We start from the raw sequence: 25,147 nt of genomic DNA, 5'->3' as shown, positions 1-25,147 counted from the left end.
CTAATGATTTTAATGATGATTAGTTATAGCTGGTTATTAATAATTGTAAAATGACTCCTCCATAGTTTGAAATGACAGATAATCAATTCCTATCCTATCCTATCTTATATGAGGTGTATGATGGCCAAACGATATCGTTTTGTCCGCAGATTGCTGGCTCACTCTGGCGCGAACCCCAAAAATCTATGGAAAGGATACATATTCGGTCTCATACTTTTAGTGGGTATATCGTCTATTACATTTGTTACCACACGCTATAATATATTTCTTTTCGACAAATATGCTAAAGCCTCTATCGTTGCATCTCAACAGTCATCAATCAGTCGTGCTATAACTCATTTATCGTACAGCCCTGAAGTGTTCTCTGGAGCCATAAGTCCTAGCTTTGTTGTTCGTGCATTATCTGATTATGAACAAAATCATGATGAAATGATAAAGCTTTTGCAGGAGTATTCGCCATTGGAGAGGGTCTTCTCAACTGGCATACAAAGTCAGATTGACGAGGCAAATAGTTTAAAAAAACACCTACTCGATTATGGGGAAAATCTGCTTGCGTTAGCGATTTCCAACAAATACGAAAATCAGCTTGATAAAGCGAATATTGTTTCACAAAAATCGGTTGTAAGCCAAACTGCGAAATTTACACAGTCCCCTGATGTCGGTGCGCGGCTAAATGCACGACATGATAGGCTGGAGACAATACTTAAAGTGGCTGAGAAGCATCGCGCAGATTATGCTCATTCCATCAATAATTGGTTCTATTCGATTGCTATGGTCTTATTATTGATGGAGGCAATTTTCATATTTTGGCCGGCTCATTTGGTCAGTTCATATTATTATTTACGCAGCGCAAAACAGAAGCAAAAAATGCGTGCACTTGTAAAAAATTTAAGCACACAGAACCAAAAAATTAGAATTGCCTATGAACAAATTGGCCATGATGCACTGCATGATGCTCTCACGGGGTTAGCGAATAGGCGTTACCTGAAAGAAGAATTGCAAAGACGGGTGGGTAGTCAGAAAGATTACAGTTCTGAGTTGGCAATATTACATATTGATCTAGATCGATTTAAGCAGGTTAATGACACGATGGGCCATAAGGCTGGCGATCACGTGTTGGAACGTATTGCAGATAAGATTAGAAGCTGTCTTGCACCTACCGACTTTGTGGCACGTATTGGTGGTGACGAGTTTGTAATCTTGTCGAGTGAAGCCGTTGGGAAAGAAAAGTTATCAGCATTTTCAAAAACGCTTGTCGATAGTCTTTCACAGCCTATCTTGTTTGAAGGTCAGCGTTGCGACGTTAGCGCAAGTATAGGTGCGGACTTAGTTTACTTGAGTTCACCCACAATGGAACTTGATGTAAGCGATATTCTAGTGAATGCTGATATGGCATTGTATCAAGCAAAACAACTTGGTGGTTGCCGTTTTGAGCTATTTACCGATAAGATTTTTTCATCGCACCAACATAAAATAAGTTTGCGCGAAGAAATTGCTTCGGCCATTAATCGCCGAGAGTTCATACCCTATTATCAACTTCAATTTGATGCGCAAAGTCGCGAAATAATCAGTGCTGAAGCATTGGTAAGGTGGCGCCATCCAACAAGAGGAGTGTTGCCACCGGCAGATTTTTTAGAAGAAGCTATTGATATGGGATTTGGTGAGCAGATTGATAAGATGATGATGCAGGCCGCTTTGAGTGATTTGTCGATGTGGAAGATAGACAAGAACTGCCCCGTTAAAAGTGTCGCGATCAATTTAAATGTTAGTTCTATTGGCAATCCAAATTTTATTAGCTCGATTAAAAAGCTGAAAATTCCTCGCGGGAGCTTAAGTTTTGAAATTACCGAGACGGTAGACATCAATAGAGATTCAACGCAGATTATTGAGAATGTTGAAGCACTTAAGGAACTTGGATTTGATATTGAGATTGATGATTTTGGAACCGGGCATGCATCGATTTTATCTCTTCAATATTTGAAGCCAAAACGCTTGAAAATCGATAGGGAGTTTATCTTCCCGATTGTTGAGAGCGAAGATCAACGGAACTTGGTTAAGAGTATTATTCAACTTAGTCGCCCTTTTAAAGTTGCCGTTGTGGCAGAAGGTGTTGAGAGTTTAAAGCACGCAGATATTCTGGCAGATATGGGGTGTGACCTCCTTCAAGGGTTCGCATTTTGCAAACCTATACCCGCATTTGGCGTTATTGCTATGCTTTCAAAAAATCGTACTGAGTTCAGTTCTGGCAACCGCAAGGCTTCGAGAAGAAGGGCTTAAATTGAACTAAGCTGTAGTTAGGTACTACCCAACGATTACGATTTTGAGGGCTCTTGGTCCATGGGCACCTAGTAGTAATTTCTGCTCAATATCTCCAGAACGTGAGGGACCAGTAATTAGGTTAATGGCGCGTGGCATTTCGGTACTTCCATCAGCATTTTTCTTAAGCTTACCAAGTGCAGATTCCAAATCACCTTTGATGTCCTTGGCATTTAAGATCACTATATGATGATCGGCAAGGAAGTTGATGGTTGTTGGATTGTCTTTGCCAGACGTCAGAAGCAGGGTTCCACTTTCTGCAATGGCAGATGTCGCATGGCTAATTCCGACCAAATCACCGCCATCGCTAGCTCGCTTTTCAACTTCCAAATTTGGCTCACTTGCCCATTTTGCCTTTGCAAGCCGTTTATCATGTCCAGAGCAGACCGAGAAGGGAAGATTATGCGCACGAAGATAAGTTACAACATCCTTTGGAATATCGGTATATTTAGCAACGCGCGTAACAACGGTTTGCGCATCACTTGCCATTTTGACAAATAGTTCAATACGCTCCTCAGCCTTCAACTGACCTCTTTTGGGAATGATACCCGATGGTTTATTCTTAAGCCTGTTTTCCATCATCGTTTTGCGTGTTTCGATGCTTGCCCTTTGGGCAAGTGTCGTACGGAGACTACCCAAGATGCTATCGCGAATATCATTCATGAGCTTGCACTCTGCTTTAACGCTTCGCGCTGGTTCCAATCTTGCATAAAGGTTCGTCCTTCTGGTGCAGGAAACTCTCTGTGGCGGGTCCACGCTCCCAACATTGGCATGCTAGTTATACGCTGTTTGGAACCTCCAAACAGCGAAAGAATAGGCATCGCAAATGACATAAGCGTTCGATAAATCTTTGGTCGCTTAACGAGATATGCCCAAACCGAAAGTCCATATCGCGCGGTTTTGGTTTGGAGATGATTTTCAAATTCTTTTTCACGCCAATGCCGCATCATTTTTGGGAGAGGAATACGCATAGGGCAAATAGCTTCGCATCGTCCACAAAAGGTTGATGCATTGGGTAGCGTTCCACCCTTTTCCACACCTTCCAACGATGGTGTTAGAACAGACCCCATGGGTCCCGGGTAAATCGATCCATAGGCATGCCCGCCAATTGCGTGATATACAGGGCAATGATTTAGGCAAGCGCCGCATCTAATGCAACGAAGCATATCTTCAAACTCAGTTCCAAGCATATCAGTGCGGCCATTATCAAGAAGTATAACGTGATATTCTTCTGGACCATCAAGATCATCCTCCCGTTTTGGACCTGTAGAAAGTGTCGTGTAAACTGACATGTCCTGCCCTGTTGCAGAACGGGCAAGAATACGCAAGATCTGGCTGCAATCTTCAAGCGTCGGAACAACTTTTTCAATGGAAGCCATGACCACATGAACTTTGCCAAGTGTCTGTGTAAGATCACCATTCCCCTCATTCGTCACGATGACTGAAGAACCGGTTTCTGCGATTAAAAAATTAGCACCTGTAAATCCAATATCTGCATCAAAATAGCGCTGCCTTAGGACTTCACGTGCTTCCGCAAGAAGAGATTCCGGCTCTGACATGTCGCGTTCGGGGTCAAGGTGAGTATGTTCGCGTCTGAAATCTTCTTCCACCTGACTTTGATTGACATGGATCGCAGGTGCAATGATGTGACTTGGTTTTTCATTCCGCAGTTGAATGATGTACTCGCCAAGATCGGTCTCAACCGGTTCAATTCCATGTTCTAAAAGGTGCTCGTTAAGCTCAACCTCTTCGGTAATCATGGATTTACCTTTAGTCACCGTTTTAGCATTGTGTTTCTGGCAAATTTCAAGCGCTATTCTTCGCGCGTCTTCTGCCGTCTTTGCCCAGTGAACATGACCTCCATTTTCGATTACCTTTTTCTCATAGGCTTCCAAATATAAATCCAGGTGTGCCAGAGTATGCTTCTTGATCTCAACCCCTTTGTCACGAAGGCTTTCAAATTCAGGCAATGCATCCGTAGCTTTAATACGTTTTTGAATGAAGCCTTTGGGAACGTTGCTAAGCGCGCGCTGCAATTGCGCATCTTTGAGCGCATCTTGCGAGTTTTGTTTCAAATTGTGAGATGTGAGTTCCATGTGATATCTCAATTTCCTGAAATGGGTTTAGTGTCGAGCTTTCCAGCAAGGACTTCTGCAACGTGCCGAACCTCAATATCAGAACCTTCGCGTTTGAGTTTCCCAGCCATATTCATCAGGCACCCCATATCGCCCGCGAGCAACATGTCGGCCTCGGTATTTTTAATTGATTGCGTTTTTTTCTCGACGATCGCATTGGAAATATCGGAATATTTTACACAAAACGTGCCGCCAAATCCGCAACATACGTCACTATCTTTCATTTCTTCAACGTTCAAATCCTTGATGCCAGAAAGTAGTTTTCGTGGTTGTTTTTCAATGCCTAGTTCCCGAAGGCCAGAACATGAATCGTGATATGTAACTGTTTTGTCGAGCGCATCAATTGTTTGGGTTACAAACATAATATCGGTCAAAAAGCTTATAAGTTCGTAGGTTTTATCAGCTAGCGCACTCATTCTTATATAGAGCGGGTCACCTTTTTCAAATAGTTCGATATAGTGTTTTTTGATCATTGCTGCGCAAGATCCTGAAGGCGCAACCACATAGTCGTAATCTTCAAATAGTTCGAGAACTTGAATCGCAATCTCTCGAGTGCTAGCTTTATCACCGCTATTATAGGCCGGTTGCCCACAGCATGTTTGTGCCATCGGTACATCTATTTCACAGCCAGATTTTTCAATAAGTTCGACTGCTGAAAAGCCTACACTTGGTCGGAATAAATCGACCAAGCAAGTCACAAATAATCCGACTTTTGGTTTGTTTTTATCAGTAGTTTCCATAAACGGATTTGCCTTAGTCTTAAACGGGTTGATATCAAAATTGAAGTATTCTGTAGATTAATTTGATCGTTGTTTTAGCCGTAGTTCAGAGATGTATTCTCTTTCGCTAAGTTGGTTCGCTTCGTTGAAGCTGGTGATTATAAAGTCAAGGTGAGTTTCTGCCGCCGCACGAGCAAGAACAGGGTCATTGGTGTTAATCGCATCGATGATCGCAATATGCTGGTTGAACAGCTTCTCACGGGCACCTTTAATTTTATGCACTATCTCACGATTAAAAATTACACCACCTGAAAGCAGTCGATAGCAAGAACGAAGGCTATGAAGCAAAATTACATTGTGTGCGCATTCGCCAATAGCGTTGTGAAGTTCGATGTCTAGGCTTGCTTCCTGTTCGGCATTCTCGTCTTGATGTGCTGCCCGCATAGCATCTGCCAGTCCGGCTAATAGCTTTTTATCAGAAGGTGTGGCCCGTTTTGCAGCAAGTTCTGCTGACATGCCCTCCATTGACTTACGGTACTCTAGATAATCATTTGTCGCTTTCGGGTGCCGACCAATAAGCTCTATCACCGGTTCTGAAAAAACCTGCCCAGTGGTATCTGCAACATATGTTCCGCCACCCGGCTTTGTATATAAAAGCTCCCGTGCTTCAAGATCTTTAATCGCATGCCGTAGTACGGGTCTTGAAATATCCAATTGCTCGGCAAGATCTCTTTCAGCAGGCAATTTGTCGCCGAACCGCAAAATTCCTTCTAGGATGAGCTCTTCAATGTGCTCTGCCGCTTGATCAGCTGTTTTGTGCTGTGATATTTGAGAGAAAATGTTCTTTGTCATGACCCTAACCTAGTGGATAAGTTAGCAAGTCATTTCATTTTGGTCAATTAATTTATCCAAAAAGATAAATCGGAAATTTTATAGGAATTTATGCATGAGACCGAAATTGCGATATTTGATCGGGATCATCCTGCACTAAATTTCTATCCCAATAGGGTATGTTGCCATAAAGGTTAGCAAGATAGTCTATAAATAAACGCACTTTCAACGGGAGAAAAGTTTTGCTGGCATAAATTGCGTGAATAGCAACAAGGCGCGAGCTTTCAAATTGAGGCAGGACTTGTTCAAGCTGGCCTGAATTTAGGCTTTCCCCGATATCCCATGTAGAGCGAAGGGCTATGCCAGCGCCTGATAGAACGGCTTCGCGTACAACTTCGCTTGAGTTTGTTTGAATAGGGCCAGATGGGCGGAAATGAAAAATCTCTTCTTCATTCTCGAGTTTCCATGTATCGCTATTGTGATTTGAAATACATGTGTGGTGTTCAAGGTCGGCAAGGTTTGATGGTGTGCCGTTGTCTTTGAGGTATTCTGGTGTTGCGCACAAAATTCGTCGGACTGGCGCAAGTTTCTTTGCTACAAGGCTTGAATCCTTTAATTCTGCAATGCGGATGGCTAAATCGTAGCCTTCCCCGACGATATCGGTCATGTCATCATGAAGATTCAGATTTATCTGGATGTCGCTATTTTGCTCAAAAAATGCTTTCAGATGAGGTGCAATATGCATGCGGCCAAAAGATGTCGGGGCTGAAATTTTCAACGTCCCCTTCGCTGTATTCGATCGTCTACTTACAAATGCTTCAGCATCTTCTAGTCCGGCAAGTATTGCCAGTACGCGTTCATAAAAACCTTGCCCAGCCTCGGTAAGAGAAATCTGTCGCGTAGTCCTGTTCATAAGGCGGGTACCCAGGCGATCCTCTAACCGTCTTAAGCGTTTTGACACAACCGCAGGAGATAGACCCAGTTCACGGCCGGCGGCGGACATCGAGCCAGCAGAGACCATGCGAGCAAAAACTTCTAAATCACCAAGATTGTTCATGATCGATTCCCTGTTGCGAGCGAAATTATAGACTTTGAGTTTTTTACGTCAAAATTTGCAATATGGATCATTTATTTTTTCATAATATGCACAAATGTGTTGAGATTGCTAATTGCAAAATCATGTGGTAAACATTTTTTACCAATAAATGAGGTGCCCATGACTGAGATTATAAAATTTCTGGAGCCTGATGCTGAAATCATGTCTCGCAGAGGTCAGATTATAAATGGTTTAGCTAACCTTGTGCCAGTTGATTGCTTGATTACAGATGAACGTGAACTTGTCCCCTTTGAGACGGATGCTTTTATCGCCTATCGCCGCTTGCCGTTGGCAGTGGTTTTGCCGGAAACAACTGAACAGGTTGCGGCTCTTATTAAATATTGTCATGATCAGAGTGTTCCCATTGTCCCACGTGGTGCAGGAACATCTCTTGCAGGCGGTGCGATACCCCAGGAAGATGCAGTTGTAATTGGTCTTTCAAAGATGAACAGAATCTTGGAAATCGACCTTGATAACAGATGTGCCATTGTACAGGCGGGTGTTACAAATATTTCAATTTCGCAAGCGACTGATGCGGATGGTTTTTTCTATGCACCTGACCCCAGCTCTCAACTTGCTTGCACAATAGGCGGCAACATCGCCATGAATTCTGGTGGTGCCCATTGCCTAAAATATGGTGTGACGACAAACAACTTGCTCGGCATAAAAATGGTGCTGTTCGACGGAACGATCGTAGAGCTGGGCGGTAAGGCATTGGATGCGTCCGGTTATGATCTATTAGGCATCATCTGCGGTTCGGAAGGTCAGTTGGGAATTATAACAGAAGCAACGGTTAGATTGCTTGCAAAACCTGCTGGCGCGAGACCGGTTTTGTTCGGGTTTGATACTGCTGACGATGCTGGCAGTTGTGTTCGTGATGTTATTGGCGCCGGTATCATTCCTGTCGCAATCGAATATATGGATAAGCTAGCAATTGAAATTTGTGAGGCATTTGCAGGTGCGGGGTATCCTCTCGATGTTGAAGCTCTCCTAATTGTCGAAGTTGAGGGGTCAGATGCCGAAATGCAGGATATGCTTGATAAAATCATTGAAATTGCCAAACAACACAACGTTAAAACGGTTAAAGAAAGTCAATCTGCTTTTGAAGCTGCATTGATCTGGAAAGGGCGAAAATCTGCCTTTGGTGCAACAGGCCGAATTGCGGATTACATGTGCATGGATGGAACGGTACCGCTTGGTCAATTATCTTATGTGCTGGAACAGACAGCTGAGATCGTAAAGAAATATGGTCTGCGTGTTGCGAATGTTTTCCATGCAGGCGATGGCAATATGCACCCTCTTATTCTGTTTAACATGAATGATCCTGAAGAGAGCATAAAGGCTGAGCAAGCAGGTATGGATATTCTCAAGCTTTGTGTGGATGCTGGTGGTTGCCTAACTGGAGAGCATGGTGTTGGGATCGAAAAACGGGATTTGATGACACATCAATATAGCCAAGCTGATCTTGATCAACAGATGAATGTGCGTGCAGCTTTTGATCCGAAATGGATATTCAATCCCTCAAAAGTGTTTCCACTCGACGTAAGGGGAGGGGAATGACCATGCAAAATATAGTCGCACCAACATCATCGGAAGAATTGGTTGAGGTCGTTGCTCAAGCTTACAGAGATGTTGAGGCAATTGAGATCAGAGGCGCAGGAACTAAGAGGCCCATTGGTTATAATGTTGCGTCTGATATCCAGCTAGAGCTGTCCCAGCTATCTGGCATTGTGGAATATACAGCATCTGAACTGGTGATGTCGGCAAATGCGGGAACATCTTTAGATCTGGTGAAGGCTGCATTGGATGAGAACAATCAGATGCTAGCATTTGAACCTGCAGATTATTCCATTCTTTTGGGAACAACAGGCAACCAAACTATGGGTGGCATTTTCGCTGCAAACCTGTCCGGTTCGCGCCGCCTGGTTGCAGGTGCAGCACGAGACGGTTTGCTGGGCATAAATTTCGTTAATGGAAAAGGTCAGTTAATCAAAACTGGTGGCAAGGTGATGAAAAACGTTACTGGTCTGGATCTGGTTAAGTTTTTGGCAGGGTCATGGGGAACTTTAGGTATTATGCGTGATGTCACATTTAAGGTGCTGCCAAAGCAGGAAGTGGCCACAACAATCATAATTCACGGTTTAGGTGATCGTGAAGCGACAGAAGCTATGGCATTAGCAATGGCGCAATCTGTGGAAGTATCAGCCGCTGCCCATCTTCCTCAGTCATTGTCGAATACAGTTCTAGATGGCAAGTTCTCAGGAAAATCCATGACCATGTTGCGTCTCGAAGGATTGGAGCTATCAGTCAAAGTACGGAAAGAAAAGTTACAAGCCATTATGCACAAATATGGTGATATATCGTTCCTTGACACATCAAATTCCGCGGCACTTTGGACGGAGATGTCGAACGTTAAGCCATTTCATGAACGGGCCAAGGCCTCGATTTGGAAAGTATCTGTTGCGCCAAGTGATGGGTATAAGGTCGTCGCTGAGTTAAGTAATATGTCAGATATAGATGCATTTTACGACTGGCAGGGTGGTCTGGTTTGGATTGCAGACAATACCGTTGGAAATGTCAGCGCTGTAAGACAAGCTGTACAAAAAGTGGGCAGTGGATACGCAACACTCCTTAAAAAGAGTGCAGAACTCGATGAACCCGTCGACATATTCGAACCTCAGAACGCAGCTGTTGCTACATTGTCGGAACGTATTAAGCATCAATTTGATCCAAATAATATTCTAAATCCAGGGCGTATGTACCGCGAGCATGATACGTCTCAAAAAGCTGCGAGTTAAATAAATGAGAACAGATTTTTCCCTTGCCCAGCTTGCAGATTCAAATGTCGCTGAATCTGAAAAGATCTTACGCAAATGTGTTCATTGTGGATTTTGCACAGCTACTTGTCCAACATACGTCACACTTGGAAATGAACTTGATAGTCCTCGCGGTAGAATTTATCTCATCAAAGATATGTTGGAAAATGATCGCCCAGCAGACGAAAAAACCGTGACACATCTAGATAGATGCCTTTCCTGTCTTGCCTGCATGACCACATGTCCATCGGGTGTGAATTATATGCACCTGATCGATAATGCGCGTGCATATATCGAGAAAACCTATGACAGACCCTTTGCAGATCGAATGATTAGGGCGTTGTTGGTTAATATCTTGCCATACCCAAAACGTTTCCGTCTGGCTCTGCGTTTCGCGCAACTTGGGAGACCTTTTGCAACGCTGTTTAGAGCTATAAAGCCATTGAAGCCGCTTGGCGCCATGCTAGACCTTGCACCACCTTCTATCTCAAGTGATCAACGATCCTCTGAACCTGGCACTCGTAAAAACACGGGTGTTAAAAAGGCGCGGGTCGCCATTTTATCTGGTTGCGCACAGCCGGTTCTTAGTCCCAGTATTAATGCGGCAACAATAGAGCTTCTCACGCGCATTGGTGTTGAGGTTGTCATTCCAAAAGGCGAAACGTGTTGTGGTTCGCTTACTCATCATATGGGGCGGGAGGAGGCAGCATTACAATCGGCCAAAAACAATGTCGATGTCTGGATGCGCGAAGTTGAGAATGGCGGTCTTGATGCGATCATCATAACCGCTTCGGGGTGCGGCACAACCATAAAAGATTATGGCCATATGCTGCGCGAAGATACATCCTATGCAGATAAGGCCGCAAAGGTCTCAACACTCGCAAAAGACATTACCGAATTCCTTGTTGAAATGGAGTTACCTGAATCAAAGATAGACGAACCGCTAACGGTTACATACCATTCAGCCTGTTCAATGCAGCATGGCCAGAAAATTACAACCCATCCGAAGACGTTGCTTAAAAAGGCTGGATTTATCGTTAAAGACCCGCCAGAGGGACATCTATGTTGTGGTTCGGCAGGAACATATAATATTTTGCAGAGTGAAATTGCTGATAAGCTCAAAGAGCGGAAGGTCAACAATATTATGTCGACCAAACCAGATATCATTGCCGCAGGTAATATTGGCTGCATCACACAAATTGCATCTGGAACAGATGTCCCGATCATTCATACGGTTGAATTGTTAAATTGGGTTTATGGTGGAAACAAACCAAAAGAGCTTAAATAGACCAAGCTGAAAACTGGATAACAAAAAACCCGAACAACTTAATATTGATCGGGTTTTGTATTCTTAAGTTTCAATGTAGCTTATGCGCCGAAGAAACCCTTTTTAGGTTTGTAATATTTAGCGCTTGATGCACCGTCTTTAATCACAATAACTTTTGTACCGATTTTCGCACGCTTATAAAGGTGCTCAACATCCTTGTTGACCATGCGGATGCAGCCAGAGGACATGTTGTGTCCGATTGTCCAGGGCTGGTTTGTACCGTGGATTCTAAAGATTGTATCGCGGCCACCACGGTAGAGGTACATTGCGCGGGCACCCAATGGGTTGTTAATGCCACCCTTCATATATGAAGGAATTTTGCGGCCTTTAGCTGCTTCGCGGCGGATCATTGTTTTTGGTGGTGTCCATGATGGCCATTCAGCTTTACGACCAATTTTGACAGTGCCGCCCCAACCAAAGCCATCGCGGCCCACGCCAACACCATAACGAATAGCTTTGTTTTTCCCTGTAATGTAATACAGATACTTTGTATTGCTATCGATGATGATCGTGCCAGGTTTTTGGCTTGTCTCTATGCGAACATTGCGACGACGGAACTTTGGGTTCATCTTCTTTTTAACAGCGACTTGAACAACATCAGTACTGTTTTCGAGACCCAAAATTCGGCCTGTGTCATATGTAAAAGCGAATGTATGTGGTGTTGCAAATACCATTGCAAGTACAAAGCTTACTGCAACGTAAAATTTTCTTGAGTAACCCATGGCCCTCAGCTCCCCTGATTTGGATTTATCAGAAACTAGCATTGTTTTCTCTAAGTGCAAGAAGGGAAGGTAAGATTTTTGGAAAAATTGATCGACTTTCATATCAATTTCGGCAAGAAAAAAGCGCCGAATGTACTTCGGCGCTCCAAAAGGATTGAAATTTGCCTATTTGCTCAAATGATAGGCAAGCTTTATATAACAGTTACTCTAGCACCAACCTTCACGCGTTCGTAAAGATCAACGACGTCTTGGTTACGCATGCGGATACAGCCAGAAGATACCGCTTGTCCAATTGTCCAAGGTTGGTTTGTTCCGTGGATACGGTAAAGCGTTGAACCCAGATAAAGCGCACGTGCACCAAGTGGGTTTTGTGGTCCACCCTCCATATGGGTTGGAAGAATGCGCCCCTTTTTCTTCTCTCGCGCAATCATTTCAGCTGGTGGTCGCCAGGATGGCCATTCGCCTTTGCGTGTAATTTTTTCACTACCTGTCCATTCAAACCCTTGCTTGCCGACACCAACGCCATAGCGGCGTGCCTTGCCATCTCCAAGAATGAGATACAGATGTTTTGTTTGGGTATCGATAACGATCGATCCAACCTTCTTATCACTCTCGTAATTCACCAATTGAGGTAAGAACTGAGCGCTGAGTTGCGGCTTGACCGCTTTCTTTTTGGCAGCAGGTGCAACAGCAGCCTGACGGATGACGACGCCACTTCGTTGTTCTCCTGTAGTCAATGAACGTCGAACAACACGCTGCTTCTGTCGTCTTTGTACTCGTTGGACAGAGCGACTTCTAACTTGGCCACCATTTAATTGTAATACCCAAGTGGATTCTAAGCTTGGGCTCACTGTAACAGGTGGTTTTGTGCGATAGCGATCATTAGCCATTGTTGGCGAAGCAAAAATCGCAGTTGCTGCTATCAGCAAACCAATTCGGGAAAACTTCATTGAACGTACTCACTACTAGGCGTTAAATAAAATAACTCTACTATATAATGAAATTGTCGCTTAGCTTGGATACCAAATTATGAATCAATGAAGATAATTGATCGAATTTTAAATAAACTCTTTGTCAGGGTTATCAGAAGCTTTAGAAACAAAGTTAATGAAGCTTAAATGATTTGAATTTGCGAGGATCGAGTGATGTCTGATGATACACCTGACGAAGGATTAATTAAAGGCGAAGATGGAATAACACGTTGTTGGTGGCCGTCTGACTTGCCCGATTATATTGAATATCATGACAATGAGTGGGGAGTTCCTGTTGATGATGATGAACGCTTGTTTGAGAAACTTTGTCTTGAAGGGTTTCAGTCTGGCCTTTCATGGCTCACAATTCTGCGGAAACGCGAAAATTTCAGGAAAGCATTCTGCAATTTTGAAATTGAAAAGGTAGCAGCCTTTACACAAGACGACATTGAACGCCTCGTTCTCGATGCTGGTATTATCCGTCATCGGGGCAAAATCAAATCAGCGGTCAATAATGCAAATCGTGCACTTGAGATGCAAAAAGAGTTTGGTTCACTCGGGCATTATTTTTGGGCGCAGGAACCAGATGAGAGCGAACGACCTGATAAATGTGATTATGCAACGCTTCGAACGCTAGGTAAGACCGAGCGATCAACTACAATTTCAAAAGACCTTAAGAAAAGAGGGTGGAGCTTTGTTGGCCCCACAACAGCTTATGCCTTTATGCAAGCCATGGGCATCGTCAATGATCACGTTGAAGGGTGCCATCATCGCGCAATAATCGAGGAAGCCAGGCGTAATTTTAAGCGTCCAACGGGCTAATATTGAGCAATTTCAAGGGTTCAAAAATCAACAACAAAGCTTGCTGCATCGGGCAGGATGCGGTACGAAGCGGCGAATTACAATTATCTGAGATTTCCAGCAGAGTTTCCTATGGCTAAAAAGAATAAGAAAGCACCGAAATTAAGGGCACGTTTGCCGCGTGGTTTTCCTGATCGTACACCGTTTGACATCAGAGCAACCGAAGAGATGCTTGGTAAAATCAAAACAGTTTATGAGCGTTTTGGTTTTGAACCTGTCGAAACGCCAATGTTTGAATATACCGATGCGCTGGGTAAGTTTTTGCCAGATACAGATCGTCCTAATGCCGGTGTTTTCTCTCTGCAAGATGATGATGATCAATGGATGAGCCTGCGCTATGACCTAACCGCGCCGCTAGCTCGCCATGTCGCTGAAAATTTCAACGAAATCCAACTGCCATATCGTACCTATCGTTCAGGTTGGGTTTTTCGCAATGAAAAACCCGGGCCGGGCCGCTTTAGACAATTCATGCAGTTCGATGCCGATATCGTCGGTGCACCGGGCGTGCAAGCCGATGCCGAAATGTGCATGATGATGGCTGATACGATGGAAGCACTTGGAATTAAGCGCGGGCAGTATGTAATTCGTGTAAACAACCGCAAGATTCTTGATGGACTTATGGAAGCCATCGGCCTTTCAGATGAACATAATAATGATCGACGCCTGAATGTTATGCGTTCCATGGATAAGCTTGATAAGTTTGGCGTTGAGGGTGTGAAACTTCTGCTTGGTAAAGGGCGTTGGGACGGCGGTTCTGAAGGTGAAGGGGACTTTGCAGAAGGTGCTGAACTTGAATCTACAAGCATAGATGCTGTTCTCGAGATTTTGACTTCCAATAATCTGGATGACTTGGTTGATGTTGGTGAAAATGGTCTTGAATTTAAAACTCCTGCGCTCGCGCAACTTGAAAGTAATGCAACGTTTGAAGCAGGTTTTCAAGAACTTGGCGCTATTTCAACTATTGTAAATTCATCAGGTTATGATGTTGACCGTATTAGTATTGATCCATCAGTAGTTCGCGGCCTCGAGTATTACACTGGCCCTGTTTACGAAGCCGAACTTCTGTTCGATGTTGTGAATGAAAAGGGACAGAAAGTCCAGTTCGGATCAGTTGGCGGCGGTGGTCGTTACGATGGTCTAGTGTCTCGCTTCATGGGCCAGCCCGTTCCTGCGACAGGATTTTCCATTGGCGTTTCGCGCTTAATGACAGCGCTGAAGAACTTGAAAAAAATTGGTGGTGAGCAAGACGTTGGTCCTGTGCTTATCACGGTTATGGATAAGAAGATGCTGGCTGATTATGCCAAAATTGCCAACGATCTGCGCAAAGCGTTAAATCCACTTGGCGACGATGGACAGCCAATTGGTCCGGTTATTCCTGTTGAACTTTATCAAGGCAACCCAAAGAACTTTGGTAATCAGCTTAAATATGCGGATCGCAGAAACGCGCCAATTGCCATCATCCAAGGGTCAGATGAGAAGGAAAATGGTGAAGTCCAGATCAAAGACTTGATTGAAGGTAAGCGCATTTCTGAAAATATTGAAGATAATGCAGAATGGCGTGCTATGCGCCCAGCGCAAGTTTCTGTGCCTGTTGATCAAATAGCCGAGAAAGTAAAAGAAATTCTCGCAGCACAACAGGCAGACCGTGAAGCACTCGATAGCGGCAGTTAGGAACTAAGCCTATGTATCCTTCAAGCATGAAAAAAATGATGCTGGCGATGGAAGAGAGCCTCGTTCAATGTGGTACAGAGCTCATCGATTGCGATATTGTGCAACCTGCCGAGCCATTTTTAAATATGGCTGGAGAAGATTTACGTCGCCGTATTTTTCTAACCCAAAGCACAAATGGCCAGAACCATTGTCTGCGCCCCGAATTTACAATTCCGGTATGTTCGGATCATATTCAAAATAATGGCAGCGCACCCCAAAGGTATGGATATCTCGGCCCCGTATTCAGGCAGCGGCAGGTTGGAAAAACTGAATTTCATCAGGCTGGTATCGAAGACTTAGGCGATCCAGATATTGCAAAAGCCGATGCGTTGGCAATTTCAGATGCCATGCGTCTGACCAATCAATATTGCAACAATATATCAACGCTCACAACATTAGGTGATCAAAATATCTTTGCCACCGTTTTGCAAGCACTCGGGCTGCCTCTTGGTTGGCAACAAAGACTGCTTCATGCATTTGGAAATCCAGATGCGCTCGAGCTGATGCTAACGACTTTAAGAAATCCGAGCGATACCTCCAATCTTGATGCTAAACTTTCGACCATTATTGAAAATGAAGACCACAAGGCGCTAGCATCTTATCTAGCTAACATTATGCAGGAAACAGGTTATTCCACCCATGCCAGCCGCTCACCAGATGAGATTGCGGCCCGGTTGATTGAACAGCAGCAATTGGCAAAAGTACACTTAAGCGATGAACAATTTTCAATACTGAGTAAATTTTTGTCGATGGAATTGCCCTTGAGCGAAGCACTTAGTTCTCTGACAAGTTTTGCTTCTGAAGCGAATTTGGATATTCAAAAGGCATTTGAGCTTTTTTCTGCACGTATTTCTCAGTTAGAAAACTTAGATATCGATTCATCGAAAATACAATATGTTGCAGCATTTGGCCGACCACTTGATTACTATACTGGTCTAGTTTTCGAAGTGTCCAATAAGGCAAATGATGAGGTTTTGGCAGCTGGAGGGCGATATGATCGACTTATGTCGCTGTTGGGCGCAAACAGTGTCACACCCGCTGTTGGGTTTTCATTGTGGCTTGATAGATTCGAGGTTGCGTAGATGACAATTACCATAGCGCTCCCATCAAAGGGCAGGATGAAAGAAGCCACATTGCAAGCATTTTCAGATGCTGGCATGACAATTCAATCCATCGGCAATGATCGATCTTACCACGGTCGCGTTGTGGAAAATGCTGATATTGAAATTGCCTTCATGTCCGCAAGCGAAATTGCAAAAGAACTCGCAACAGGGGCTGTAGATTTCGGTGTAACCGGTGAAGATCTGGTGCGCGAGCAAATAGCAGATGCAGATGATTATGTGTCCTTTTGCGCACGACTTGGTGTTGGTCAGGCTGATGTGATCGTTGCTGTTCCAGATTTTTGGTATGACGTGACAACAATGGCCGATCTTGGTGATGTGGCCACGGGCTTTCGCCAAAAGCATGGGCGTAGATTGTCCATCGCAACAAAATATTGGCAACTTACGCGAGATTTTTTCTCATCGACCCACGGTATTCAGCTTTATAGAATTGTGGAAAGTCTTGGTGCGACAGAGGGAGCGCCTGCTGCGGGAACGGCGGATATCATAGTTGATATTACATCGACCGGCTCAACCTTGAAGGCCAATCACCTGCGAGTTTTGGATGATGGTGTCATTCTAAAATCAGAGGCTTGCTTCATCGCTTCAAAACAATCCAAAGCGAAAGATACCGATCTTTATAGGAAGCTGAGCACCATATTTCCCGTTACGCATAATTAATCAATATTCTGACTGAACAGTATTATGCAACTTTACTGTCTGAATTTTTGCGCGGGTTCTTTGTGAAAATGCGGGAATATAAACACACCTTTTATAATCGCTTCGGACACGTTCTCGATGATGGATTCCCCGATGACTACAACCGGTTGTTCGTGTCCATCAGTACCGATAATTGTGGTTGAGTACGAAAAAGTTGAATTCTGCGCGCAAACAACATCAAAAATTTCGGTAATACGGTCTCTATCTTCAGGTGTATAACTATTGATAAGCGGAAGTAAGCCGCAAGAGGAGGAGATATTGTGTTGATAGGACGACAAGTCGCCAAGCGTAAAAATACCTGATTCCGCAGACGCGTACCAATCTTCGATTTGGCAATAGTTCGCTAGCAGTTCCAGATCGATGTTCTGGAGACTAGCAGTATGTGGCTGTAATGTTAACAGCGAGCTTTTACTCGATACTTTAAACACGAACCACTGCCCCAGACCCAATTTCTTGAAATGAACATGTATTCAATAACTGAAGTCTGCCAATGAAAAGTTCTAAATCTTTTAGACTTTTCAAGAGCTCATTTATCAGATGGCGCTATTTAGCGTCGGAGGGAGGTTTAATCCTCCCGAATACAACCATAAGATAGCAACCGTTGAACGAAGTATCAAATATATTGTTAATTTAGAGTTAATTCTGAGTTCTTTAATTGATTGTCGTTGCGGGTTGAAAAATGTAAATCAATAAAAAAGGGCGACCAAATGGACGCCCTTTAAAGTAGAATAGTCTATATAGACGAATGACTTACATCATGCCGCCCATTCCACCCATGCCGCCCATGTCTGGCATTCCACCAGGACCTGCCGCAGCTTCTTGTGGAATTTCAGCAATCATTGCTTCTGTTGTGATCAATAGACCGGCAACTGATGCTGCATCCTGAAGAGCTGTACGAACAACTTTAACCGGATCAACAATACCCATGGAAATCATGTCGCCATATTCGCTAGTTTGAGCGTTGTAGCCGTATGTAGCATTGTTTTCGTCGAGGATTTTACCAACAACAACAGATGCTTCATCGCCAGCATTTTCAGCAATCTGACGAGCAGGTGCTTGTAGTGCACGACGAACGATGTTGATACCAGCTTCTTGGTCAGAGTTTTCACCCTTAGCAGAAATACCAGCAGATGCGCGAAGAAGCGCAGTTCCGCCACCAGGCACGATACCTTCTTGAACAGCAGCACGTGTTGCATTCAATGCATCATCAACGCGGTCTTTACGTTCTTTAACTTCAACTTCTGTTGAACCACCAACACGGATAACTGCAACACCACCAGCTAGTTTAGCTAGACGCTCTTGAAGTTTTTCTTTGTCGTAATCAGAAGTAGTTTCTTCGATTTGAGCTTTGATCTGTGACACGCGGCCTTCGATTTCAGCTTTTTGACCAGCGCCATCAACGATGATTGTGTTTTCTTTTGTGATGTTTACGCGTTTAGCAGTACCCATCATGTCCAAAGTAACATTTTCAAGCTTGATGCCAACGTCTTCAGAGATCACTTGACCACCCGTTAGGATAGCGATGTCTTCAAGCATTGCTTTACGACGATCACCAAAGCCAGGAGCTTTAACAGCAGCAATTTTCAAACCACCGCGTAGTTTGTTAACAACGAGCGTTGCAAGAGCTTCGCCTTCAATGTCTTCAGCAATGATAAGAAGTGGCTTAGATGTTTGAACAACAGCTTCAAGAACAGGAAGCATTGCTTGTAGATTAGAAAGTTTTTTCTCGTGAAGAAGAATATAGCAATCTTCAAGTTCAGAAATCATTTTCTCAGTGTTCGTTACAAAGTACGGTGACAAGTAACCGCGGTCGAACTGCATACCTTCAACAACTTCAAGCTCTGATTCAGCAGTTTTTGCTTCTTCAACAGTGATAACGCCTTCGTTGCCAACTTTTTGCATTGCTTCCGCAATGTCAGCGCCGATTTGTGCTTCGCCATTGGCAGAAATTGTACCAACTTGTGCAACTTCTTCAGAAGTTTTGATTGGTTTAGCAGAATCTACAAGTGATGCAATCACGTCTTTAACGGCCATATCAACGCCGCGCTTTAGATCCATTGGGTTCATGCCAGCAGCAACGGCTTTGCCGCCTTCGCGAACGATAGATTGTGCAAGAACTGTTGCAGTTGTTGTACCATCACCAGCAGTGTCGTTGGTTTTAGATGCAACTTCACGCAACATTTGTGCGCCCATGTTTTCAAACTTGTCTTCAAGTTCAACTTCTTTTGCAACTGAAACACCATCTTTTGTGATGCGTGGAGCACCGAAAGATTTGTCGATAACAACGTTACGGCCTTTTGGACCAAGTGTAACTTTTACAGCGTTTGCAAGAACATCAACACCATTAAGCATTTTCTCGCGAGCTGAACGGCCAAATTTAACTTCTTTAGCAGCCATGATTTTTCTCCTTGGGGCGGTTCCTATCTATGTGGAAGTGGCCCTAGATTTAAATGAATTGGTTGATTGGAGGCAAAAAGCCTTAGCCCAAAATACCCATGATGTCAGATTCTTTCATGATCAAAAGGTCTTCGCCTTCTAAAGACACTTCAGTGCCTGACCATTTGCCGAACAAGACTTTGTCGCCAGCTTTAACTTCAAGCGCAACAAGTGCACCTTTGTCGTCACGTGCGCCTGCGCCAACAGCGATGACTTCACCTTCGGAAGGTTTTTCTTGTGCTGTATCTGGGATAATAATACCGCCAGCAGTTTTAGCTTCTGACTCAACGCGACGTACGACGACGCGATCGCCTAGCGGACGGAAATTTGTGTTTGCCATTTTCTCTACCCTAATCTCTCAATACTGGAGTGGACTATTGTTGTTTTCAAAATTAATTTGAATTTGTTAGCACTCTTATACGAAGAGTGCCAAGCGAAGTTGATCTAGGGGTTCGGGAGTAAATTGTCAAGAACATGAGATGATTCTTTCGACATAATTTTAGTTGATTTTGGCTGCATAACCGTGAGAAGGCTCTGCCTACTACCTCAGCTACCCTTTCATATGTAACGGGTTTACTTTGCTAAATTTGTCGTGGGAAGGGTAAGAGTTATGTGTAGAGTTTTATTTTATTGTTCGTACAGATTTGGTCAACATTTAGAAATGCAATCATCACGATCGATAAAGTGTGTATTATGCTGCTGATGATGAGCTCTCGTTCTGCTATGCTCCGATTATTATTGCTAGTAACTCTTACAGTTGGTGGCGCTGTTACCGCGATTGGCGTAGGGATGCCAATTCCGCTGCTGACTGGCCCGGCAATCGTCACAACAATAGCAAGTGTTTCCGGTATCGATTTGCAGTTTCCAATGCGGGTTCGGGATGTAATATTCCTGTTTGCCGGGATAGCAATTGGCGCGACAATATCACCAGAATCGATAGCAGCGCTTACTCGGTGGCCGTTTGCCTTTGCCATTTTGGCAATATCGGTATTAGTAATGATTTTGGTCGGCCAAAGATTACTGCAAAGGATAATGCGAACTGACGCACGCTCCGCGCTTCTGGCAGCCACACCCGGTCACTTGAGCTTCGTTATTGCATTAGGTGAAGATCTCAAACTGGCAACTGATAAAATGGCGGTAGTGCAATCAATTCGATTGTTATCACTAACGTTACTCGTGCCATTTGCATTTAAGTTAAGCGGAGTTGAGACAGGTGTTGGGATAGGACCAACACAAGGAACTGAGATGAGCCTGTTGCAAACGGCTACCTGTGCAGTTTGTGCAGTCGCAATTGTACCTATTATCAAAGTTACAAAATTATCAGCGCCAGTGTTAATGGCGGGCATGGTTGTTGGAGCTGTTGCACGTTTGACGGAGTTTGCACCTGGTGGGTTGAGCCAATGGATAGCATTTCCGGCTTTGGCAGCCATCGGCGCATTGATTGGTACTCGCTTCGCAGGCATCAGCATAACCCAACTGCGAGAATCAGCAGTTGCGGGTCTGGTAAGCACAGCACTTGCTGCAACGTTGACACTAGTGGCAGCTTGGGCAGCAACTGGTATCGTGCAAATGCCATTGACGCATGTCTTTGTGGCTTTTGCACCTGGTGGACTGGAGACAATGGCTATTATGGGCGCAGCTATTGGAGCGAACCCTGGGTTTGTTGCCGCCGCACATGCGGGTAGATTGTTATTATTGTCGGTCGTAATTCCAATATTGATCAGCAGGATGCAAAACTTCTAAGAGATTAACAAATGTTTGAACCCGTATCGTGAATACATGATGTTTTGAAGTATACCGCTTGCAAATCTACATTTTCATACTTTATATAATTAAGGGTTGATTGCGACGCCTAATTTGACCTGATGAATTAAACTATTCCAGGCGAGATTTCAGTCTTTGAAGAGCAAGCTCCCACTTTGCGCCCACATGGACCAAATAGTCATTAGCCTCCTCAAGGCGGGCGGGTTCCAGTTTATAGAGTGTTTCACGACCCGCTTTCTCTGTAGAGACTATTTTGGCATCGGCCAAGACCTTAAGGTGTTTGCTTATCGCTTGTCGGGATACATCTACTCCCTCACAGAGCGAAGTAATTGACATAGTATCTGTTTCTTTCAAACGCTCCACTATAGCAAGTCGTCTGTTATCTCCTAGAGCAGAGAATGTGTTTGCCAATTCCGTGGATGATTGATGTTGGCTAAGACTCACTTTAAATGCTCCTGGATATTTGCTGTTTGAAATTCCCATCCGACTTGATTATCGCGGAAAACTTGAAGACGTCTCTGGTTTGGTAATTTTTCAAATCCACTTTCGCGAATCGTGAGTTTTGAGCCGCCACTATGTGGCTCTAGTATGAACGTGACTAATGTTGTTTTACCCTCAATATTTGGATCATCAGGTTCTATCGTTTCATCTATCGGCCAAGAGAAACTGAAATAATTTGGCTCCTCCATAGCTTCAATTCTAATCCAAAATGGCAAGCCTTCGTGTCCAGGTAAAGTCATTTTTCCGTAAATGACTTTACCTTTCGCAAATTGGTCATTTAGAGTAACTCGAAACCATGTGCCGAATTCCATATGATCTGTAACCGCAACCCACAAACGTTCAATGGGCACGTTTACGTGGATAGAGCGAATGATCTGATTGGTCATTTTATTTATCTTCCTGAATACAAAACGGGGCAACTTGTATGGCCCCGCCCAAAGTGTCGCTGAGGATTAGTGTGTTTCAACGCCATCTATAAGATGAATGATAGATGCCGGATTTGAAATCCAATACCCGTCAAATTCATCTCCTAATGGTTCGATAGTATCGCAGCGCGAGATGCCGGCATTGTTCAAATGATTTTCTGCAGCCGAACTATTGTTTGTTATAACTTGAAGCCAAATCTCAGCTTGGCTGACTGTATTAACGCTGTCGATCCATAAATTGTTTTCCCCAAATTTAAACACAGTACTTTCCTCATTCTGGTTGGGAAGCTCTGCAAGCTGCAACACATCCCGATAGAAAGCTACAGTCGCTTCATATTGATGTGGCGGAACTTTCATTGCGATATTGGGGCCACCTTGAAATTGTGTCTTCATAATAATCATCCTTCAAGAGTCTGTTAGGTATATGTGCAACCATATTATTGCATATATCTTGATCTATCTGTTTATGCAACCCTATGGGTGCATATAATGTGTTTTATTATGTGCATTTTCTCATGGAGGCATAAGTTTTCAGATAATCTGAGCACTGACTGAGCACTGGCATTGTTCTATTACGTGACTAAAAAAGGCACTCTTGGATAAGGTTGATTTCTGTTTTCCTGATAATAGAATAAATTGGGGGAAGTTATGGAGCGAGATTTTTGTTATGGGCATGCTGATAGATGGTAAATGGGATAATGAAGCAGATCGCTCAATGGTGTCTGGTACTTATCGCCGAGAGGAAAGTACTCTTGATACAACCATTGACGAAGAAATATTGCATGCTTTGCAGCATGATGTAGGGCGGTTTATTCTCGTCGTTTCAGCAAGTTGTCCATGGTCACATGGCGCAGTAATTGCTCTGGTTCTCAAAGAACTTTCTGAGAATGTGCCCATACAATGGGCAGGCGGATTACGCGTTGAGGGTTATGGATTGCTGCCAGATGGTCCTATTACGGGGTCTAGTAATATTCAACATGCCCATCAGCTCTACTCTGTAACAGACAAAAACTATACTGGTCGCGCGACTGTGCCGATGCTTTGGGATAGTAAGCGTCAGTCGATTCTGTCTAATTCATCTGCAGATATTATTTTGGCTTTTTCTCATGCTGGGCGCGGTTCTGAATTACGACCCGAAATGTTAGTGAGCGAGATTGATGCCCTAACGAGCGATATATTCAATGGTCTTTCAAATGCTGTTTACCGTGCAGGTAAAGCGGAGCAGCAAGCAGAATATGATGAAGCAGTCGACACCGTGTTTGCGACAATGGATTATCTTGAAGATCGTTTGATGGATCAGCACTTTCTCTTTGGCAGTAATTTAACGACTGCTGATATTCGCCTCTTTGCGACTTTAGTTCGTTTTGATACGGTTTATGTCACACATTTTCGTTGTATAAGAAAAAGGCTGGTGGATTATCCAGCTCTCTGGCGATTCACGCGCCGTATTTTTCAGATGCCCGGTATTCGTGAAATTGTCAATTTTGAAGAAATTCGTTTTGGCTACTATGTGAATGATGGAAGCCACAATCCATTTGCTATTATTGGGCAGCAACCTTTAATCAATTGGGATAATCGCGATGGGCTTGATTGAAAGCTATCATTGGAAAGGCTCTAAAGCCATCATGAGCATGTTTAGAGCAAACATGCTTTAGTGTAATTTTCGTAATATTTGAAATAAATTTACATAGTTTCCATGTTGCGACATTCGTCTTAAGAGGGCTGGTGCACACTCATTTAGCAATAGTTATCGATAACACTTGACAAATGTTACCGGTAACATATTATTCCTTTCATTGGCGTTGAACTTTTGGTTCCGGCCAATTGGAGGAAATATAAGGTGTTGAATTTTAAGCTCAACCCATGCGCGTGGCGTATTTTGGGAAACGGCTTTCTGTTGCCTTTTGGGAGGAATAATGGTCGAGAAGAAGCCCATAATTTCAATGCGTGGCATTGTGAAGAAATTTGGTGGTGTGGTCGCACTCAATGACGTTGATCTTGATGCCTATTCAGGTGAAGTCCTGGCAATCGTTGGAGATAACGGCGCTGGAAAATCTACACTTATTAAAATTTTGACCGGTGTTTATCAGCCAACTCAAGGGTCTATTTCGCTCGACGATAGTCCTCTTGAGATGAATAGCCATGCCGATGCAATCAAGGTTGGTATTGATGCTGTATATCAAACGCTTGCGCTCGCTGATCATCTAGATCCTGCCGCCAATCTTTTTTTGGGCTCAGAACTCACTAGAAACTTTTTTGGAATGACATTTCTGGATAATAAAAAAATGCGCTCAGAGGCCAAGCGCGTGCTCAAGGAACGTTTAGGCGTTACCTTACGTAGTATGGATGCCGAAACATCCAGCCTGTCGGGTGGTCAACGCCAGGCTGTGGCGATTGCACGCGCGGTTTATAATGCAAATTTACGTGTTTTGGTTATGGATGAACCCACTGCGGCCCTTGGCCCGCAGGAAACAGCACGCACTTTAACGCTCATAAAAACACTTAAGGCTCAGGGGTTGGCGGTTATTCTTATTTCTCATTCATTGGATGATGTGATGGAAGTTTCAGATCGTGTTCACGTGATGAGGCGCGGTAAGAAAGCCGGAGTGTTGACCACTGAGAATACAAATAATGAAGAAATTTTGGGAATGATCGTTGGCGCGGTCAATGAAGCGGCAGCTTAAGCGCTTTTAGGGA

24 protein-coding genes are annotated in these 25,147 nt (G+C 43.9%); 11 read left to right on the top strand and 13 right to left on the bottom strand.

The genetic code is table 11. The features are described from left to right. Positions 1-120: 120 nt before the first annotated feature. Positions 121-2,277 (top strand): GGDEF domain-containing phosphodiesterase, encoded by a 2,157-nt coding sequence (locus G3W54_RS15105; protein ID WP_162654104.1) that lies wholly within the window; start codon positions 121-123, stop codon positions 2,275-2,277. Between the two features lie 24 nt (positions 2,278-2,301). On the opposite strand, the gene G3W54_RS15100 is transcribed toward G3W54_RS15105, so the two are convergent. From G3W54_RS15100 to G3W54_RS15080, 5 genes are all read right to left on the bottom strand, one after another. Then, positions 2,302-2,979, bottom strand: coding sequence for an LUD domain-containing protein (locus tag G3W54_RS15100; RefSeq protein WP_162654103.1), 678 nt, complete (start codon positions 2,977-2,979; stop codon positions 2,302-2,304). Next, positions 2,976-4,412, bottom strand: coding sequence for a LutB/LldF family L-lactate oxidation iron-sulfur protein (locus G3W54_RS15095; RefSeq protein ID WP_162654102.1), 1,437 nt, complete (start codon positions 4,410-4,412; stop codon positions 2,976-2,978). The genes G3W54_RS15100 and G3W54_RS15095 overlap by 4 nt, the downstream gene beginning before the upstream one ends. A gap of 8 nt (positions 4,413-4,420) precedes the next feature. Continuing rightward, complete coding sequence (locus tag G3W54_RS15090) at positions 4,421-5,191, bottom strand: (Fe-S)-binding protein (RefSeq protein ID WP_162654101.1); 771 nt, start codon at positions 5,189-5,191, stop codon at positions 4,421-4,423. Between the two features lie 57 nt (positions 5,192-5,248). Continuing rightward, a complete protein-coding gene (locus G3W54_RS15085; RefSeq protein ID WP_162654100.1) occupies positions 5,249-6,022 on the bottom strand; it encodes an FCD domain-containing protein in 774 nt (257 codons plus the stop codon). Positions 6,023-6,110: 88 nt separating this feature from the next. Beyond that, positions 6,111-7,058 (bottom strand): LysR family transcriptional regulator, encoded by a 948-nt coding sequence (locus G3W54_RS15080; protein WP_162654099.1) that lies wholly within the window; start codon positions 7,056-7,058, stop codon positions 6,111-6,113. 159 nt (positions 7,059-7,217) lie between these two features. Between G3W54_RS15080 and G3W54_RS15075 the strand changes: the two genes are divergently transcribed. From G3W54_RS15075 to glcF, 3 genes are read left to right on the top strand one after another with little or no spacing between them, the layout of a single operon-like run. Beyond that, positions 7,218-8,657 carry an FAD-linked oxidase C-terminal domain-containing protein gene (locus G3W54_RS15075; protein ID WP_162654098.1) on the top strand — a complete coding sequence of 480 codons (1,440 nt, stop codon included), beginning with the start codon at positions 7,218-7,220 and terminating at the stop codon, positions 8,655-8,657. Continuing rightward, entirely contained in the window at positions 8,654-9,895 is a 1,242-nt protein-coding gene (locus G3W54_RS15070) for an FAD-binding protein (protein WP_162654097.1), read from the top strand. The genes G3W54_RS15075 and G3W54_RS15070 overlap by 4 nt, the downstream gene beginning before the upstream one ends. Before the next feature lie 4 nt (positions 9,896-9,899). After that, positions 9,900-11,201 carry a glycolate oxidase subunit GlcF gene (gene glcF / locus G3W54_RS15065; protein ID WP_162654096.1) on the top strand — a complete coding sequence of 434 codons (1,302 nt, stop codon included), beginning with the start codon at positions 9,900-9,902 and terminating at the stop codon, positions 11,199-11,201. A gap of 80 nt (positions 11,202-11,281) precedes the next feature. On the opposite strand, the gene G3W54_RS15060 is transcribed toward glcF, so the two are convergent. Together G3W54_RS15060 and G3W54_RS15055 are read right to left on the bottom strand one after the other, a co-directional pair. Next, positions 11,282-11,914: a L,D-transpeptidase gene (locus G3W54_RS15060; protein ID WP_162654449.1), complete on the bottom strand. Its 633-nt coding sequence runs from the start codon at positions 11,912-11,914 to the stop codon at positions 11,282-11,284. A gap of 239 nt (positions 11,915-12,153) precedes the next feature. After that, entirely contained in the window at positions 12,154-12,912 is a 759-nt protein-coding gene (locus G3W54_RS15055; protein WP_162654095.1) for a L,D-transpeptidase, read from the bottom strand. A gap of 195 nt (positions 12,913-13,107) precedes the next feature. On the opposite strand from G3W54_RS15055, the gene G3W54_RS15050 reads away from it, so the two are divergent. The 4 genes from G3W54_RS15050 to hisG all read left to right on the top strand — a co-directional run bounded on the left by G3W54_RS15050 (position 13,108) and on the right by hisG (position 17,285). Next, positions 13,108-13,755: a DNA-3-methyladenine glycosylase I gene (locus G3W54_RS15050; RefSeq protein ID WP_162654094.1), complete on the top strand. Its 648-nt coding sequence runs from the start codon at positions 13,108-13,110 to the stop codon at positions 13,753-13,755. A gap of 111 nt (positions 13,756-13,866) precedes the next feature. Beyond that, positions 13,867-15,465 carry a histidine--tRNA ligase gene (gene hisS, locus G3W54_RS15045; RefSeq protein WP_162654093.1) on the top strand — a complete coding sequence of 533 codons (1,599 nt, stop codon included), beginning with the start codon at positions 13,867-13,869 and terminating at the stop codon, positions 15,463-15,465. 11 nt (positions 15,466-15,476) lie between these two features. Continuing rightward, the gene (locus tag G3W54_RS15040; RefSeq protein WP_162654092.1) at positions 15,477-16,586 is read left to right on the top strand and encodes an ATP phosphoribosyltransferase regulatory subunit; all 1,110 of its coding nucleotides are present in this window, start codon (positions 15,477-15,479) and stop codon (positions 16,584-16,586) included. Further along, entirely contained in the window at positions 16,587-17,285 is a 699-nt protein-coding gene (gene hisG, locus G3W54_RS15035; RefSeq protein WP_162654091.1) for an ATP phosphoribosyltransferase, read from the top strand. It abuts the gene before it with no gap. Positions 17,286-17,317: 32 nt separating this feature from the next. On the opposite strand, the gene G3W54_RS15030 is transcribed toward hisG, so the two are convergent. The 3 genes from G3W54_RS15030 to groES form a co-directional block, all read right to left on the bottom strand. Then, on the bottom strand, positions 17,318-17,752 hold the full coding sequence (locus G3W54_RS15030) for a hypothetical protein (protein ID WP_162654090.1): 435 nt from the start codon (positions 17,750-17,752) through the stop codon (positions 17,318-17,320). 322 nt (positions 17,753-18,074) lie between these two features. Beyond that, complete coding sequence (gene groL / locus G3W54_RS15025) at positions 18,075-19,721, bottom strand: chaperonin GroEL (RefSeq protein WP_162654089.1); 1,647 nt, start codon at positions 19,719-19,721, stop codon at positions 18,075-18,077. A gap of 82 nt (positions 19,722-19,803) precedes the next feature. Further along, a complete protein-coding gene (gene groES, locus G3W54_RS15020; protein WP_162654088.1) occupies positions 19,804-20,100 on the bottom strand; it encodes a co-chaperone GroES in 297 nt (98 codons plus the stop codon). A gap of 353 nt (positions 20,101-20,453) precedes the next feature. On the opposite strand from groES, the gene G3W54_RS15015 reads away from it, so the two are divergent. Further along, complete coding sequence (locus G3W54_RS15015; protein ID WP_162654087.1) at positions 20,454-21,503, top strand: AbrB family transcriptional regulator; 1,050 nt, start codon at positions 20,454-20,456, stop codon at positions 21,501-21,503. A gap of 132 nt (positions 21,504-21,635) precedes the next feature. Here the strand turns inward: G3W54_RS15015 and G3W54_RS15010 are convergent, their stop codons facing one another. The 3 genes from G3W54_RS15010 to G3W54_RS15000 form a co-directional block, all read right to left on the bottom strand. After that, positions 21,636-21,968 (bottom strand): metalloregulator ArsR/SmtB family transcription factor, encoded by a 333-nt coding sequence (locus G3W54_RS15010; RefSeq protein ID WP_244627949.1) that lies wholly within the window; start codon positions 21,966-21,968, stop codon positions 21,636-21,638. Continuing rightward, positions 21,965-22,411 carry an SRPBCC family protein gene (locus G3W54_RS15005; RefSeq protein WP_162654085.1) on the bottom strand — a complete coding sequence of 149 codons (447 nt, stop codon included), beginning with the start codon at positions 22,409-22,411 and terminating at the stop codon, positions 21,965-21,967. Before G3W54_RS15005 ends, G3W54_RS15010 begins: the two co-directional genes overlap by 4 nt. A 66-nt stretch (positions 22,412-22,477) precedes the next feature. Next, positions 22,478-22,843, bottom strand: a complete 366-nt coding sequence (locus G3W54_RS15000; protein WP_162654084.1) for a hypothetical protein — start codon at positions 22,841-22,843, stop codon at positions 22,478-22,480. 274 nt (positions 22,844-23,117) lie between these two features. Between G3W54_RS15000 and G3W54_RS14995 the strand changes: the two genes are divergently transcribed. Beyond that, positions 23,118-24,044, top strand: a complete 927-nt coding sequence (locus tag G3W54_RS14995; protein WP_162654083.1) for a glutathione S-transferase C-terminal domain-containing protein — start codon at positions 23,118-23,120, stop codon at positions 24,042-24,044. A 322-nt stretch (positions 24,045-24,366) separates the two neighbouring features. Further along, positions 24,367-25,134 (top strand): ATP-binding cassette domain-containing protein, encoded by a 768-nt coding sequence (locus tag G3W54_RS14990; RefSeq protein ID WP_162654082.1) that lies wholly within the window; start codon positions 24,367-24,369, stop codon positions 25,132-25,134. The last annotated feature ends 13 nt before the right edge of the window (positions 25,135-25,147 follow it).

The organism is Lentilitoribacter sp. Alg239-R112 (assembly GCF_900537175.1).
In the GTDB taxonomy this organism is placed as follows: domain Bacteria; phylum Pseudomonadota; class Alphaproteobacteria; order Rhizobiales; family Rhizobiaceae; genus Lentilitoribacter.
The sequence above is the reverse complement of the archived record's forward strand: the minus strand, read 5'-3'. Positions and strand labels throughout refer to the sequence as shown.